Source organism: Streptomyces sp. NPDC058579, assembly GCF_042718575.1.
Classification (GTDB): domain Bacteria; phylum Actinomycetota; class Actinomycetes; order Streptomycetales; family Streptomycetaceae; genus Streptomyces.
This window is the reverse complement of the sequence record NZ_JBHXPI010000014.1, coordinates 83,495-100,488: the sequence shown is the minus strand read 5'-3', so window position 1 is coordinate 100,488 and position 16,994 is coordinate 83,495. Positions and strand designations below refer to the sequence as shown.

General features: G+C 73.5%; 4 protein-coding genes. 3 read left to right on the top strand and 1 reads right to left on the bottom strand.

Translation table 11 applies throughout. The features are described 5' to 3' along the window. The first annotated feature begins 4 nt into the window (after nt 1-4). The 3 genes from ACFWRO_RS18605 to ACFWRO_RS18595 are packed head-to-tail and all read left to right on the top strand — an operon-like array spanning nt 5 to nt 15,521. The gene (locus ACFWRO_RS18605; RefSeq protein WP_384511451.1) at nt 5-13,855 is read left to right on the top strand and encodes a hypothetical protein; all 13,851 of its coding nucleotides are present in this window, start codon (nt 5-7) and stop codon (nt 13,853-13,855) included. Continuing rightward, a complete protein-coding gene (locus ACFWRO_RS18600) occupies nt 13,852-14,439 on the top strand; it encodes a type VII secretion system-associated protein (RefSeq protein WP_384511448.1) in 588 nt (195 codons plus the stop codon). Before ACFWRO_RS18605 ends, ACFWRO_RS18600 begins: the two co-directional genes overlap by 4 nt. Beyond that, entirely contained in the window at nt 14,436-15,521 is a 1,086-nt protein-coding gene (locus ACFWRO_RS18595) for a ricin-type beta-trefoil lectin domain protein (protein WP_384511445.1), read from the top strand. Before ACFWRO_RS18600 ends, ACFWRO_RS18595 begins: the two co-directional genes overlap by 4 nt. A 237-nt stretch (nt 15,522-15,758) precedes the next feature. Here ACFWRO_RS18595 and ACFWRO_RS18590 read toward each other — a convergent pair whose 3' ends face one another. Continuing rightward, nucleotides 15,759-16,493 carry a dienelactone hydrolase family protein gene (locus ACFWRO_RS18590; RefSeq protein WP_384511442.1) on the bottom strand — a complete coding sequence of 245 codons (735 nt, stop codon included), beginning with the start codon at nt 16,491-16,493 and terminating at the stop codon, nt 15,759-15,761. Between the last annotated feature and the right edge of the window lie 501 nt (nt 16,494-16,994).

Sequence of the window (16,994 nt, the reverse complement as noted above, 5' to 3'; positions counted from 1 at the left end):
CCCCATGCCGATCCAAGCGTCGCCCGCCGTCGACAACCTGCTGTTCGGCCTCGTCGGGGAGCGTCTCCCCCAGGCCGACGAGGACAAGGCGTACCAGAGCCGTCTCGCCTACGAGCGGATGGCCAGGTCCTTCCGGGAGCTCTCGGACGTCATCGAGGGCTCCGTCGTCGGCGTGGGCCGCTCCCTGCCGCCGCAGGTCGGACCGCGCTACGTCCGGGCCATGAACCTGTTCGTCGACGACAACGGCACCAATGTGCTGCGGGACTTCGCCGACCAGCTCGACCGGATCGCGGACGGCCGTACCCAGACCTCGATGGACATCACCGAGGCCAAGTGGCAGATCATCGCCGAGGTGGTGCGCCTGGCCATCGAGCTGGCCGTCACCGCGATCCTGGCGTTCTTCAGCGGCGGCGCCTCCGCAGGGCGGGCCGCCGTGGCACGCGCCCAGAGCCGGGTCGTCATCCTCACCATCCTGGACCAGCTCCTCAGCCGGACCCGGCTGATGCCGACCCTGACGTCGGCCTTCGAAGAGGCGTTCATGACCTTCGTGGTCCGCCTCGCGATGATGGTCGCGGGCCCCGACGGACGGCGCCCCGACTCCTTCGACTGGCACCAGATCGGCCAGGACGCGGCCTTCGGCGCGCTCGTCGGCATCTTCTCCGAGCTCTTCAGCAACGCGACCCGGAACATCGACGACTACTTCGACCGGCGGTTCTTCAACGACAACGTGCGCCGCGACCACGACGGCATGGACGACATCACCAGCCATGTCGACCGTGACGTCGACGGCCCGCGCAACAGCACCGACAGTCCGGGACCCGGCCCCGGACCACGCCCCGGCCGCGACACGGACCTGCTCCCCGACACGGACCGACTGCCGGACCCGAACCGGCTCTCGGACCCGGACCGGCTGCCGGACCCGAACCGTAACGCGCACCGCGACGGCGGACCGGACGGCGGCGGCGTCGGGGAGTCCGCCGAGTTCGTCACCGAGGCCCTGGCCGAGGTGCTCGCCGAACTCCTGATGACCGGCCTCATGCACGGCACTTGGGCCTTCAACTGGGACACCTTCTACGGCTCCCTGATCAGCAACAAGACGGGGGAGATGCTGGAGGCCGGGGCGGAGGGCCTCGGCACCTCGCTCGCCGAGATACGCCAGGTCAACACGGCGACGGTCCAGCAGCGGGACGGCGACCGGCCTCGGACGGGCACCAGGGACGGCGACGCCGTGACCACGGGAACGGGCGCTGACACGGACACTGCCGGGGGCGCGAACGCGGCCAGGGACAATGGCAGGGACGCGGAGACCGGCGGGCGTACGGGCGCGGAGACCGGGAGCGGCGCCGGCGGCCGTCCTCGTACGGTGTCGGTGTCGGGCTCGGACCTGAGCGGTACGGACGCGGAGACGTCTCCCCGTACGAGTACGGAGAACACGTCGGACGCCGACGCGACCGGCGACGGCTCCTCGGTCCCGCGGACCACCGGGGCCGGCTCCACCCCCGACGGACACCAGCAACGGCCGGTCGGCACGGTCTCCCGCGACCTGGAGGAGGAGCCGGCCCGTGGAGTCCTGACCGAGAGCGGGGGCGACGGCGGGGAGGAGCTGACGGCGGGGCAGCAGCAGGGGGCCGCCGCCCCGACGGCGGCTCCGGCCGGCACGAACCCGGCCACCGTCTCCACCACTGGCCCGACCGGCCCCACCGGTTCCACCGCCGTGGACGGCCATCAGCTCGGCCCGGCGGAGGACACGACCGACGAGGAGGCGGCCGGCCACCAGCCCGACGAAGTCGCGCCCTCGCCCGCGCCGCTCCCCAGCATCGTCACGAGCGGTGGCCCGGCCCCGGTCCCGGCCCCCGGCGGGCGGACGCCCGAACACGAGCTGTGGCAGCGGCTGTCGAGCGCCCCGGCAACCGAACACCGCGCGATCCTGGACGAGATCGCGGCACGCAGGAACGGCACCGTGCCGTCGGTCGAGGAGATCGCTCAGCGCGCCCGCGTCAGCTCGTACCTCAAGGACGTCCCCGGCGTCACCGTCGTCGTCGACGACGCGGCCAACTACGGCCACCAGGCGGCCGCCACGATGCTGATCGCCTCCCTCGACGAGCTCGGCTACGAAGGCCCCATCCGTGTCATCGCCGAACCGGCCGTCAGGGACCGGCTGAAGCTGCTCGTCCCGGCCGAGTCCTGGGACCGGATCACCTGGGTCTTCGACAGCTTCGAACCGGGGAGGGAGAACCCGGTCAAGCGGGAGCGGAGCGATCACCTGGTGCTCCTCGCCGCCAGCGACCGCATCGACCCGGACGGTACGACCCCGGGCGAGTTCCTGGACTTCGCCGGCGCCGACCAGGCCATCGTCCTTCAGCCCTACGCCTGGCCCCTGGGCGCCCGGATGGTGCTGAGCCGCTCGGGCGCCGACGCCACGACAACGGTCACCGACCTCGGGACCCTCCTCGACGCCCCGGGTCAGAGCACCGCCGGCGGCGAGAGCGACCCCCGGGGCCACCGGCCGGTCGGGCGCGCCGGCCTCTACCGCTTCCACGTGCCCGAACTCACCACGGCCGAGCTGGAAGCCCTCATCCGCAGGACGATGGAGCCCGACGAGGCCCCGACGCGACGCGGCGCGAACCTCCGCGCCCTCGTACGGGCCGTCTCGGCCCCGAAGCCCGGCTCTGACGGCGCAGGCGACGGGGACGGCGACCGCGACGGCTTCGACGAGAGCGACGGCTTCAGCGACGCGGACAGAAACAGAGACGGCCGGATCCTGCCCGCCTGCGCGCCCATCGACCTGATGCCCGCCTACGGGATGCACAACCTCTCCCCCGGCGCCGGCTCCGGCACCCTGGGCACCCTCGCGGAGGGCATCCACGCCTCGGCCCCCGAACGCCCCTCGGTGATCCTCGCGCTGGGCCGGGCCACCGTGGACGGCGCGCCCCGGCACACCGCGCCCTGGCTCTCGTACGCGACCCTCGACGGCGAGGACCTCACCCAGCGGCTCACCACCATGGCGCCGGGCGATGTCCTGATCCTGGAGGCGGGCAACCTGCCGCAGGACGTGTTCCGTCAGATGTACCGGCTCGGCACCCTGCCGGCCGTCCTGGAGGGCGCGAACACCGCCAACCTGGCGCAGTTGCTGGGCCGCCCGTACTTCTCCGTCCTCACCAAGCACACCCCGTACGACCGCTTCGACGAGCCGGCCGCGAACATCCTCTCCGAGGTCACGACCGTCCTCGGGATGCGTACCCAGTGGGGTCGCAACGTCCCCGACGCTCTGCTCGAAGCCCTCGACCGTCAGAGGACCGCGCTCAAGCTGCTCGACGGCGGACTTCCCTCCGCCGCCGGGACGACGGACGGGACGGTCGTGGTGACCGTGGACGAGGTCCAGCGCCTCGTCGCCGCGCTCGAATCCGACGACGCGGCAGAACGCATCGAGGGAATCCTCGGCCCGAACCATCCGGACGCCGCGAACATCAGCCGGATGGTGCGGTACTCCGGCTGGACGTCGGAGGCCGACGCCAAGAAGTGGGAGGCGGTGCGGGCGCAGGTCGGCCCGCAGGAGAAGGCCGCTCTGCGGGCCGCCGTCGAGGAGGTGCGCCGACGGAACCTGGACAAGCTGCAGGACGCGACGAAGCAGTACTCGGTCGCCCCCGTACCGGAGCAGGTGCAGGTCGTCGCGGACGCCCTCCGGCAGGCCAGGACCCCCGGCACACAGCTGCACACCTACTTCGACTCCCTGGCCCGACGGGCCCGGGACCCGCGCAACGACCAGGTGCTCCAGGCGCTGGACGTCGCCCGGGCCGAAGCTCCGCTGCCGCTGCGCACGGTCTCCGCCGACCTGGACGTCCAGCCGAACGACGATCCGTACATCCGTGGCCTCCGAACCCCGATCACCCCCACGACGAACCCGAACACGGGCGCGCCCCCGTCCCCGACGGACGAGTCGCAGGAGCCCGACATCCCCGCACCCGTCGCCACGGTGTCGGTCGGTGTCGATACACCGGCGAACCCGGCCGCCGGTGTGTCGGAGACGGCGGACTCCGACGGCGACAGCGACAGCGACATGGACATGGGCGACTTCGACGGGGACGTCTTCGACCTCCTGGGCGGGGGCGACGCGGGAGACCCGGAGCCGGCCGAGTCCTCGGCTGAAGACGCCGACGAGGACGCTGACGAGGACGCCGAGATGGGCGGCTTCTTCGACGATGACGACGAACCGTTCCAGCCGTTCCAGGGCGCTCTGTCGATCGGCGGGAGCGGCGGAGGCGGCCCGGCCGCCGCCACACCCCGCATCGTGGTCACGCGGCCCGTGTCGGACCCGGTCGGAGCAAGTCCGTCCGGCGATGGGACCACCCCGGCACCGCCGTCCGTCCGGAGCTACACCGTCGACCGGGGCAAGGTCACTGAAGTGAGCGTGCCGGACGCCCGGATCAGCCACCAGACGCTCCAGGGAGACGTCGGCCTCGCCTCGTATCTCCCCTCGAACTGGAACCAGCGAGAACCGCGATTCGGTCAGGTCACCGGCGCCGACACCTACACCGACCTGCGCCCCGGCACGCTGCCCGGCACGGGCACGCTCGTCGGGGCCCGCAAGCCGCTCTCCTGGCAACCCGGCCGGGCGACGTTCTTCGCCGCGCACGGCACCCCCACCCAGATCACGCTCGCCCTCGACGACGGCCAGGTGATCAAGGTGTCGGGGCGCGAACTGGGCCGCTTCCTGACCCGGCAGCCCGGTCTCGGCGCGCCCGGCCGGCCGCTCGTCCTGCTGTCCTGCTCGACCGGACAACGGCCCGACCACGGCGGGCTGTCCGCGGCCCAGCACGTCGCCAACGTCACCGGCCGCAGGGTGTACGCCCCGACCACCGACACCGGAACGGCCGTGGACAGCGCGGACGGCATCCGGTCCGTCCTGCACCTGGACAGGGACGGCACCCCGGGGCAGTGGGCCGTCTTCACCCCGGAGCCCGCCGGGGCGGTTCTCGACGCCCTCGCCACCGCGGCGGGGCTGGGGACCGACGAGGGAGTGACCGCCTTCGACCAGGCGTTCACCCTCCAGTTCGTCCGTACCCTGCGGGACACGTTCGGCCCTGACGCCGAGCGGGGTACGGACGGTCCCGAGCTGCTGCGTGGTCTGGCCGCGCTCAACGCCCTGCGCTGGAACACCCCGCTCCAGGCACCCGGACCGACCTTCACCGACGCCCGGATGAGCGCCGGCCTGCTGGGCCGCGTCACCCGGTCCGTGCTGGGCACCCCTGCTTCCGACACCCCGTCACCCGACGAGTTCCGCGCCGTGCTCGCAGCCGCGCACGCGACCCGTACGGCCGACCCGGGTGCTCGCGTCGAGGACCTCGCCGCCCACCTCCCCGCCCACGCTCCCTCTCCCCCTCCCACCCCCTCGGAGCCGTCCAGCCCTCCCGCCGAATCCCCCGCGTCGGGCCTGCTGACGGACGGCCGGTTCATCAAGCGGCAGGGCGGCCGGTACGAGGTCCTCTCCACCCGCGCGGACGGCAACTGCCTCTTCCACGCGGTACGGCACGGTCTGCAGAGCGTCCGGCCGGGCGGGCTCGGCAACCAGATGAGCATCCAGCAGCTGCGGAACCTGGTGGCCGACGCCCTCCACGACGGCCCCATGACCCATCAGCTCAACCAGGCCGACCCGGTGGACACGGTCCTCGCGGAGCTGAACGCCGACGCCCTGAGTCTGCACCTGGGCGTCCCCGTCCCCGCTCTGACCGGCCAGGAGCGACAGGTCGTCGACGCGCTCCCCGCGGCCCAGCGGGCCGCCCGCAGGGCGCGCTACCAGGCCGAGGCCCTGCGCCCGCTGCTCGCACGGCAGCTGTCCGTCACCAACCGGAACACCGAGGCCCTCTGGCGGGCCATCGTCGACAGGCGCTTCCCGGCCTGGGGGCCCGCCGCGCCCTCGCTCGCGGACATGCGGAGCATGTCCACCACCGACCTGGTCGAAGCGTCGATCCGGGACATCCGCATGTGGAACACCCCCTTCTTCGACGCGGCACCGGAGGCCGTCGGCCGGGCGCTGGGCGTCGAGCTGGTCCTCGTACAGGACCGCGCTCCGGACCGTGCCGTCGGCGCGCCCGGCGGAACCCGACTGCACGTGCACTACAACGGCTTCAACCACTATTCGGCGGTCGACGTCCACGGGAACCCGGCGGACCTCGCGACCGGCATGACGTCAGGTGGGGGTACGTCGTCGAGTGGCGGTACGTCCTCGGGCGCCACGGCCCCGCCGGCCAAGCCCATCCCGCCCCTCTCTTCCGTCCCTTCGGCCCCCGCCGCGCCCTCCGGCAGCGCCACGAAGCCGAAGGTGCACTTCGCCCTCCCCAATCCCGCCCTCGCCCACCCCCTCGCCGACAGTGACAGCGAGAGCGACAGCGGCTCCGACAGCGACTCCGTCAGCGGAGACAGTGACACTGACGATGACGGCGGTGACGGCGGCGGGACCGGCCCCGACCCCGCTGCCTTCGAGCCCGTCGAGGCGGCCCTCGAACTCCACCGGCCGCCGCGTCTGGACCACTCGATGGTGCCGCCCCCCGCCCCGGCCGGTCCGGTGACGTTCACCGACGGCTCCCGTCTGCCCTCGTACCTCTCCGGTGACGAGACCTCCTACGGCCACAGCGCGGTCCGCCTGCGCGGCATCGACGCCGTCGTCACCGAGATCGGGGACCGCACCCACATACCCGACGAGACCCGCGCGCACCTGGAGAGCGCCCTGCGCCTGCGTCCCCGTACCTTCGACGGCGAGGGGTACGCCTCCCCGCCCTTCACCGACGACACCGGCCGGGTCCGTGTCCTGCACGTGCGCACCCGCCCGCACGGAGTCTGGGAGCGCTTCACCGACGTCCACGGCAATCCCGTCAGGATCGACGAGGCGCAGCGCAGCCAGGTCACGACCGGCCCCACCCGCTCCGTCACCCAGAGCACCTCGGTGTCCGGCTCCCTGCCGCTCGGGCCGCCGTCCGGCCACGCCGGTTTCGGCCGGATCGGGGGCTCCCTCGGCTACGCCAAGGGCTTCGACTACAACCTCCAGAACCAGACCCTGAGCCAGGTCGAGACCCGTATGTGGGACGGCTCCCATCTACACCTGGACGACGTCCAGTACGAGGTCTGGTTCAGCGGCGACCCCCAAGGACCCGCGCGCGGCGCCGCGCACGCCCTGAACCCGGGTCAGAGTCATTTCACCTTCGGCGTGCACTCCGGTCTGTCCGTACGCCTCTCCGACAGCGAGACCGGGCCCACCACCCCCGGCAGTGCCCCGCGCCACATGAACCTCGGTGCCGAGAGCGACTACCGGCTCGTCCACACCGAGGGCTACGGCCCGGTCGCGGGCATCCGGGAGTGGGCCCTGCGGCGGATCGGCGCCCGGTACGGCAGCGCCGCCCATACCGAGGTCTCGTCGTTCTTCACCACGGAGAACTTCCACCGGATGGCGGACCGGCTGGCCCGTGGCCCCGTCGCCGGCCGCCAGTTGCTCGGCGAGGACGCGCGGCGCCCCTCGGTCGGCGCGTTCGTCGTGGAGCGTGTCGAGCCCGGCGAGGCCGTGCTGCTCAGCGAGACGGCGGCCGGCGAGCTGCGCAACACCATCGTCCAGACCGTGAAGGCGGAGCGGAGCCTCTCCAAGACGTACACGCAGGAGCTGAACGCCGCCGCCGGTCCCAGCTTCGACCTGCTGGGGGGCGTGCCGGCTCCAATCACCCTGCGCGGCGTGCTGGGGGCGGTCGGCCGGTACGTCCGATCCGCCACCTACGGCGGGGTGTTCGGTGGTTCGGGCGGCCGGCGCATCGCGGGCCGGGCGAAGAAGGTGCCCACGGCGCTGTACCTGGTGAAGAAGACCGTGTACGTCCGGGCCACCGGCGACGCCGAACCGACCGCCTTCGAGACGTGGAGCCTGGACCGGATGACCCGGACCGAGGCCCGTCGGCACGCGGGCTGGGACGACGGGACGACCCTGCGTGCCCGGAACGCCAACCCGCCCTTCGCGCCCGCCTATCTGACGCCCGACGAGCCGGCCGTGCTCGGCATGAGCCGCCCCGAGGTGTTCACCCACGCCGACGGCCGGCGCATCGCCGACCCCACGCGCCCGGACGCGAAGGCGGACGCAGAGGCGGAGGCGGACCCGAACTTGGATGCGGAAGCGGGACCCGAGCCGGACCCGAAGCCGGATTCGGCGGCCGCCCCCGGCCCGCGTGCCCCGGGGCGCACCCTCCTGGAGGAGTTCACCGACCAGGTGATCCGGGCGGCGGCACGTCGCCACCCCGACATGATCGCCCCGCTGGAGGAGCTGGACCCCACCTCGCGGCGGTGGAGCGACCCCGAGCGCTACCGCCTTGCCCTGCAGAACACCCTGACCGTCATCGACCAGCTGTCGCACCACAGCATGGCGGGCAACCTGGAGACCATCACCACCACCGGTCTGCGGATCGATCTGACCGGACCTGGCCGCTTCGGCCGCTCCCACCGCCACATCTGGATCGACGGCACCCTCACCAACCGGCGCTACGAGGGAACCCAGAACGACCTCATCCACCGCTCCGGCATGCCCGGCACGGACCGCCTGGACGGCTCGCGCTCGGCGAGCCACACCCTGGAGGGAGGGTTCGAGGCGCGCCTGGGCGGCGGTTCGGCCGAGGAGGACCCGGGCGGTGCGGCCTGGCACGCCGTCTCGGTGTCCGCCGGTCCTCGCTGGGGCCGGCAGAAGGCCCACAAGACCACCTACGGGGCGGCGGCCTCCTTCGAGGGCGTCGTCGCCGGCGCCGCCCCCTCCCACCTCCACCGCTACGACCTCGAACTGCGGGCGTCCAGCGGCGGCATCTGGCGCCCCCGCAATCTCCTGCGCGGCCTGCCCACGCTCGGCCTCCTCGGCACCCGCCTGTTCGTCGTCGGGGAGCCGGAACGCGATCTGGTCGGCGGGAGGGCCGGGCCGCCCGTGCGGGGGCGCGTGCTGCTCTCCGTACCCGACGAGCACACCCCGAAGAGCGACCCCCACGCCGTGCCGCGCGGCGGGACGGCCGAGCCGCGGCCCGGCACGCTCGTCAGCGACGAGCGGCTGGGCGGGGCGCAGGCCAGGCGGCTTGCGACGGGTGACACCCGGGGAGCCGCGACGGGACACGACACGCCGTTCGGGGACCACCCGGTCCAGACGCTCGGGGTCGGCGGGCACAGGGAGCTGGCCGCGGCGGTCGAGGACGTGATGTCCCGGACGTCCGGTAACTCCTGGCACTTCACCCGTACCGGGGCTCCCGCGCACGACGCCATGCTGCGCCCCTTCCAACCCCCGTACCTGGCAGCCGAGTTCGACCAGACCTCCGGCACGGCCGGCTCCCGGATCGGTGGCCTGTTCGGCAAGGGTCCGTACCTCAACCGGATCGGTGCCCTGGTGCACCGCACGCGGGTCGTCGACCCGAAGGTCATCTCGCCGCCGGTCAAGCTGGAGACCGAGCTGGTGATCGGCAACGACCTCCAGTCCGGCGGCGCGGTCACCACGACCCGGACCTTCACCGTCGCGGGCGGTGCCTCCTACTCCCACCCGCACCAGGCCGGTCCCTCCCTGGTCGGCAACTACGGCGTGACGGGGCGGTGGAGTCGCTCCCGCGCCACCACGCACACCGTCACCCGTACGGTGACCAGCGAGATCGACCGGGACGACGAGGGGCACGTGGTGCTCGTCTCCGGGGACACCGAGCACGACGTGCTCGGTGAGTCCCACGCCGGCGGTGTGCTCGCCCCCGCCCACGGTCTGGCGACCGCGCTGCGCACGAGCTGGGCCGGGCGGCGGCTGCGGTTCGCCGCCGACTGGCTCGGCCATCTGCCGGAGAAGGCCGCGCACGAACTGCGGCTGATCCGCGACCGGATGGGCGAGGTGCCGCGCTACACCAGCCGCCTCTGGAGCCAGCCGGCCTGGTTCCGCGCCCACCCGTTCGGCTCGTACCCGGTCAACAACCTGGACGCGAGCGAGGTGTTGGCCGACTTCGACCGGGAGCTGCGCCGCCTCGGGGTCGACGACGCGAGCCGCGACCGGGTGCACGCCATGGTCACCCCGCGCGCGCTGAAGGCGCTGCGCGAGGAGATGACGGGCGCGGGGGCCGGGGCCCGTACCCGGATCGGCGGATGGGGCTGGCGCTCGGTCCGGGTCGGCGCCCGCACCGCCGCGTTCAAGGTGGAACTCGTCGCGGGTGAGCCGGAGTTCGACCGGCTCGACCACAGCGTCACCTTCTGGGACACCCGCACCGCGACCGAGACGGTCGAGGACGCGGTCACCACCGCCAGGACGAAGGCCGCGGGGGTCTCCGTCACCCAGTCGGTCCGCACCGGCGACGGCAAGGTCCCCGGCTCGGGGCCGACCTACGGAGAGTCCGGCAGCAGCACCCGGTCGGCGGCGACCTCCAAGGCGTCCGCCCGCATGAAGTCGTACACGTTCGTGCCGAACGAGCCGCACGCCGACTACCTGACGCCCTATCAGCTGAGGCTGACGCTGGATCTCGGGGACAGCACCACCGTCGCCACGGCCGTCGGCGACGTCGGACGGCTGCGCGAGCAGGTGCCGCTCAGCCTCACGGTCCCCTCCCCCGCCGCTCCCGACGCTGCCGCCGGTCCCGACGCTCCTTCCGCTCCCGCCGCCCCGGACCCGCTGGGCCCGCCCACCCTGGACGACGGTCCGCCCACCGCCACGGTGTGGGGCCGGGGCCAGGTCACGGAGGAGCGCATCGCCGCGTGGCGGAACGGCGACGGTACGGGAGGGACTGGCGGGAACGGTGCGGGAACCCCGTTCGAGATGCCTGTGAACGGCTTCCACGTGCGCCGGGTCACCGACCTCGGCACGCTCCGCGACGGCGCCGACCTCGCCGTCGCCCAGGCCTACGGCGCCTCGGCGGTCGGCGCCTCGCCGAACCCGCGGACGCTCACCGGCAATCGGCTCACCGCCGCGTTGCGGAGGGCCCGCCGCACCAACCTGACCCGGCCCGGCACCGCCTCGGCCTCCGCCCTGCACGACGGCATGAGCAACGCCGCCCTCTCCGCGTTCTTCCGCGACAGCAGCGGCCCGGGCGGACACGCCGTGCCCGGGCTCAGCGAGAACACCTTCGCGGGTGGTTCCCAGGGCGACTTCCGGCTCTTCGCCCGCCCCCGCCTGGCCGGTGCCCAGCTGCTCACGGTCGTCCCCGACAGCATGGTGGAGAGCGCCGAGCGGCAGACCGACACCGAGGACATCTCCGTCGGCCGCGGGGGCGCCCAAGAATCGACCCTCGGTGGCCAGGCCACCGTAGGCGCCGGGTCTGCGGGCAGCACCGTCCCGGGCCTCAGCGGCGCGGTCGTGGGCTCCGGCGACACGGCCACGACGAAGCACGCCGGCGCCGAGGGCGCCCAGTTGAACGTCAAGCCGAAGGGGGGCCGTTCCTTCCTCTTCGCCGTCCCCACCGACTGGCTGGGCGTCGCGGAGGTGGAGCGGAGCTTCAAGGACACCAAGGTCGGCAGCTGGCTGGGCCGTGCCCTCGGCCCGCTGGGTTACGTCAAGCCCGGCCCGCAGGCCGTGGAGACCAGCGGGCACGTCCTGGCCTGGGTGCGCGAGGACGTGGCCCGCGCCCACGGCCTGATCACGGACACGAACTACCCTCAGCAGGTCGCCGACGCCTGGACCGACACCGGGCGGGCCGGCAACGCCTGGGTGGACGCCGACCGGGCGTACTGGACGGCCCGCCGCGCCATGCCCGAACTGCGCGAGCGCCACGCCGAGGCCCGGAGGACGGTCACCGCCGCCAAGTGCCGGCTGTGGCGCGCCCTGGCCGCCGACGAGCCCTCGCCGCAGGAGACGGCCGACGCCCGCGTCGCGGTCCGGGCCGCCCTGGACACGCTGCGGCAGGCCCGGCACGCGTCCGACGCCGGATACCTGTCCCTGGGGGCCAAGCGGGACGCCGCGGTCGCGGCGGCCGAGGAGTTCCACACCGTACGGGCGGCCACGGACCGCCTGACCCGCTGGCACCGCCTGCCCGAGGACCAGCCCGCTACGGACCCGCAGGCCGCCACCGTCGCGTCTGTCGGCGGAGCCGACGGGGCGGTCGGGGACAAGACCGTGGGAGACGGGGCGATCGGGGAGGGGATGGTCGGGGACGGGTCGGTCGGGGCGCCGCCGCGGCGGGCGGGGCTCGCCGAGCCGCCCGCCCCGGCCTTCACGCCGCCGGCCGCCGCCAAGCCGTCCGTCCTCCGGCCCGCGTACAGTCTGCAGCGCGGCCGCCGTGGCCGGCCCGACCTGATCACCTCTCCCGAGGGCGCGAGTCACGCCCTGTCCCCGGCCACCGACGCCGATGAACCCGGCGATGGCGAGGGGTTCTACGTCGCGTTGGCCGAGGGCCTGCGGGTCAGCGGTGCCGCGCGGCCCGAGGAGGTACCCACCGGCTCCCGCGCCGAACTCGCCCGACTCCTGCGTCACCGGTTCGCGGACTCGCTCGAAGGGCCGGACGCGGTGAACGACCCCGTGGTCGCGGAGCTGCTCGAGTTCACGGCGCCGGACAGCACGGACACCTTCGAGGAGCGGGAACTCACCGCGAGCGACGTGGACCTGGGCGGCGACGGTTCAGCCCGGCGGCACGAATTCGAGGACTCCGACGGCAGGCTCCCGCTCCACGAGGAGTTCACCGCCGAACAGCGCGCCGCCCTGGCCGCCGCGCAGCTGCGCCGTCCGGGCACGGCCGACGCGCGGCGGGGCTGGGACTCCGGCGCCGCCGACCTGCTGCCCACCCTGGCGGCCCGTTCCTTCGGCGTCACCGTGGTCGTCGTCCGCGAGGACCTGACGTTCCAGGAGTTCGCGCCGCCCGCGGACCACGACACGGGCGAACGGGTCACGCTGTACCTCGGCGGCGGCCGCTATCGCGCCGCCGTCGACCCGGGCGCGTACGACCAGCTCTCCCCCCTCGTCCACCGGGCCCAGGACCCGTCGGACCGAGAGCCCGAGGCCGCCGCCACCCCTGTGGTGCCGGTCGTCCCGGCGCCGCGCACCGCGCACGTCCGGGCTCCGTGGAACGTCCCGCGCGGGGCCGGGAGTTGGCGCCGGGACGCGGACCTTCCGGGCACCCTCACCGACCCGGACGGCACCACGTACGACCTGGTCGAGCCGAGCGGCGCCGGCAACGGCTTCTGGGACGCCCTCAACGGGGGCCCGGGCGCCCCGGAGGAGACGGCCTCCCTGCTGACCCGGACGACCCTGCCCCCGGACATCGGCATCGACCCCGAAGCGGTCTTCACCGGTGCCGAACTCACCGGCGCGGGCATCCGACTCGACCGGGCGCAGTCCCACGCGTTTCGGGACACCGGCGACCGGCTCCCCGCCGACCTGCGCCTCACCCAACGCCAGCGGCACCGGCTGGTCCGAGCGCAGTTGCTGGCGGGTCGTAACTGGAACGAGGACACCACTGACCTCGCGGCGCGGACGGCCGCGATCGCGCACCTGGCCCGTATCACCGTGGTCGACGAGACGGGCGCCGCCCGGACCTTCGAGCCACCCGGCGCGAGCGCGCTCCCGAACCTGCCCACGCTCACCGTGTTCCGGCGCGGACGGGAGTTCCTGGGACTCCGCCCGCGCCCGACGCACGTCCCGGCCCCGCCCCCGCCCCCGCCTCCGCCCCCGCCGGAGACGGACCCCGGCTGGCGGCTGGAGGCCTTCCGCGCCCGGACGGTCACCCGTGACGACGTCCTCGGTCTCACCTGCGGACACGGGGCGAAGGCTTCCTGGGATCTCGATCCCACTCTGCCCCTCAAGGTCGAGGATCTGTTCCTCTCCGACGAAGACGCGCGCACCCTGTACGAGCGCCTGAGCGCCCTTCCTCCCTCCGCTTCGGAAAGCAGCCCCGCATGAACGACGCCGCCCTGCCCCCGGTCCCGGACGACGTCCGCGAGGCCGCCCGACTCGCCCCTGACCACTGGCTCGGCATGGTCGACCCCGGCTGGCGCGGCGAGGGCGCCCCACCGCGCTGGGCTCTGGTGGGCGAATGGCGTTCCGCACCCGACGGCGAGGTGGCCGAGTGGCAGGCCAACGACGAGTACCGGCCCTCGCCGCAGGCCCTCGGCTGGCCCGCCCCGACCGACCCGGTGGACGAGGCCGTCCAGTTGGCCGTGACGGGCTACGGCCGGTGGGAGGACGCGGTGCGTGCCCTGGCCGCCGCCGAGGTCTCCGTACTGCACGCCCCCGACGGCGAGCCGCTGCTGCCCGCGGGCCCCGACGGCCGTCCGACCGTGCCGGTGTTCACGGCCGAGCCGCACCAGCCGTTCGCCGGGGTCCTGACCCACCGGAGCCTGCCCGCCGCCGACCTGGCCCGTTCCCTGGCCGCCGAGGGCGCGTTGCTCGCCGTCAATCCCGCCGGACCCGCCCGGCTGACCGTTCCCGCGCAGGACGTCGTGTCCGCCGCTCCCGTCCCGTCGAACCCTGGAGCCTCCTCATGACCACCTCGGCATCCGCGGCCGCGCAGCCGCACGAAGAAGAAGCGCAGGCGCCCGAGGAGTCCGCCGGGACGCCGACCGCCGCCCTGGCGGCCCCGGACCTGGACCTGGACTCGGATCTGGCCACGGACCTGGACACGGACTCGGACTCGGACACCGCCGAAGCCGAGGTGCCGACGAGCACCGATACGGACGCGGATACAGATACCGATACGCATACGGAAGCGCCCGCCGAGGCAGAGGCGGAGACCGAGGCAGAGGCAGAGGCGGAGCCCGACCCCCGGCGTCCGAGGAAGAGCATGCTGGCCGCCGCGGCCCTGGCCGGGCTGGTGCTGCTGGGCGTGCCCTTCCTCGTCAGCGTGAAAACGGACGACGACGCGAAGCCGGGTACGTCCGCCGAGGCCGCGGGTACGACGCTGGGCGAGGGGCAGGAGGGAGCATCGGGCGAGTTCGGCTCGGCGGCCCCGAGCCACTCGTCGGCGCCCGCCGCTGGTGGGGGTACCGAATCCGGCAAGGGGAGCGCGTCGCCGACGCCGAGCGGCTCCCGGGGGGCGGGGCCCGGTCCCGCCTCCGACAGCGCTGTTCCGGTCGACCCGCCGGCCGGCGCGGACCGGCCCGCACAGTCTCGCCCCGCCACCACCAAGCCGAAGCCCGCGCAGCCCGCCAAGGTCGCCCCGGCCTCCTCACCCACCCCGGCGGTGAAGACGTACCGGATCTCCGGTCACGGCTCCGGGCGCTGCATCGCCGTGTCGGGCGGCAAGAGCACCGACGGGGCGCCGCTGGTACTGGCCGACTGCAATGGATCGTCCTCGCAGCGCTGGCAGTTCATGTCCGACGGCACGCTCCGGTCGATGGGCAAGTGCATGGACCTCGCGTGGGGCGAGACGTACAACGGCACCCAGGTCCAACTGGCCGGCTGCAACGGTGGCCAGGCCCAGAAGTTCCGCGTCAACACCTCCCACGACCTGGTCACCCCGAACGGCAAGTGCGTGGACGTCAAGGACATGGGCACGTCGGTCGGTACCCGTCTCCAGCTCTGGGAGTGCGGCGGCACCGAGAACCAGAAGTGGAGCACGCGCAGTTGACCTGTCGGCACGGGAGCTGATCCTCGTGGTGCGGGCAGGCCCCGATCCGGGGGGAGTTGGTATCGGGACCTGCCCGTGGTGCGCCGGGTCAGGGAACCCGAGGACGCGCACCACGCTGGACTACGGGCGACGGCGGGGGCTGGTTCAACCCCGACGGGCCCGCACCCGTCCGGCCCGACTCCGCCGACTCGGCAGGCGCAGGGCCGTGTATTTCAGGTGTGGTTCCGAGCCGGAGCCTCAGCTGTTGCCCAGGGTGCGGTCCAAGAGAGGGAGCAGGTGGTCCCAGTGGCGCTTCAGCCCGGAGGCGCTGAAAGCGTCGGTGTCGGACATGGTGAAGCCGTGGATCGTGCCGGGGTAGATCTCGGAGGTGTAGCTGACACCTGCGGCGTCCAGGGCCTGGTTGAGTTCGCCGAGGGCCTCGGGTGACATGTCGCCTTCGGCGTGGCCGAGGTGGGCCTCGGCGGTGAGCTTGGAGAACAGGCCGGGTCCATCGGCGCCCACGGGGCCGTGGAATGCGGCGACGGCAGCGACCTGGCCGGGGTGGGCCGCGGCGGTGCGCATCGCCAAGAGGCCGCCTATGCAATAGCCGGTCACCGCGACCGGGCCGGCGCCGACCTCGGGCTGGGCGGTGAGGAACCTGACGTAGGCGTCGGCGTCGCTCAGGACGCGGTCGGCGGTGTGCGCCTCGATCAAGGGCATCAGCTGGGCGAAGACCGCGTCCCGGACCTCTTCTCCGATGTGCTCGGGAAGCTCGATCACTGGTGCCGGACCGTGCCGGTAGAAGAGGTTGGGGACGAGCACGTAGTACCCGTGCCCGGCCAGTTCGCGGGCCATCTCCCGCAGCACGGGCCGGATGCCGAAGCCGTCCGCGTACATCAGCACCCCCGGGTGCTGCCCGCCACGGTCGGGGAAAGTGGCGAATGCATCGGCCTGGCCGTCCGCGGTGGGTATCTGCAACGTCTTGGTGGACATGAATTCTCCTGTCGTGGTTGATCTGTCGAGCCTCTGATCAACGCGACGGAGGCGGAGCCCGCGCAGCAGCGCAAGATCCTCGGTCAAGCAGCGGGCCCGCACTGGCCCGTACGGCGCTCAGAAGAGCACCGGGTCACCAATCCGTGTGTGGCGCGATGCCGTCCCGGTAGTCATCCTCACAACGTAGTCCACAGCCCTGGTCGTTGGGTGCGACAAACGCCAGATCAGCTCGTTGCCCCTTTGACGCGTATCTGGGTCGCACCCCGACGCGCCACCCTTCGCCGCGCGGCGGCGGGTCGGATCCGGCTCGCCCGCACCGCCGTAGGCGAGGGTGGTCGGCCCCTGCGTTCGGGCGGCTTCGAGTTCGTCGAGGTACCGGGGGTCCACAGCGCTACGAGAAGCCGGCTGATCTCGTGGAGTCGCGTCAGTGCCGCGGCCCGCAGCATCGGCATGAGACGAGCCCGAGGTCCTCGGTCAGGACACGGGCCACCTGATCGAAGT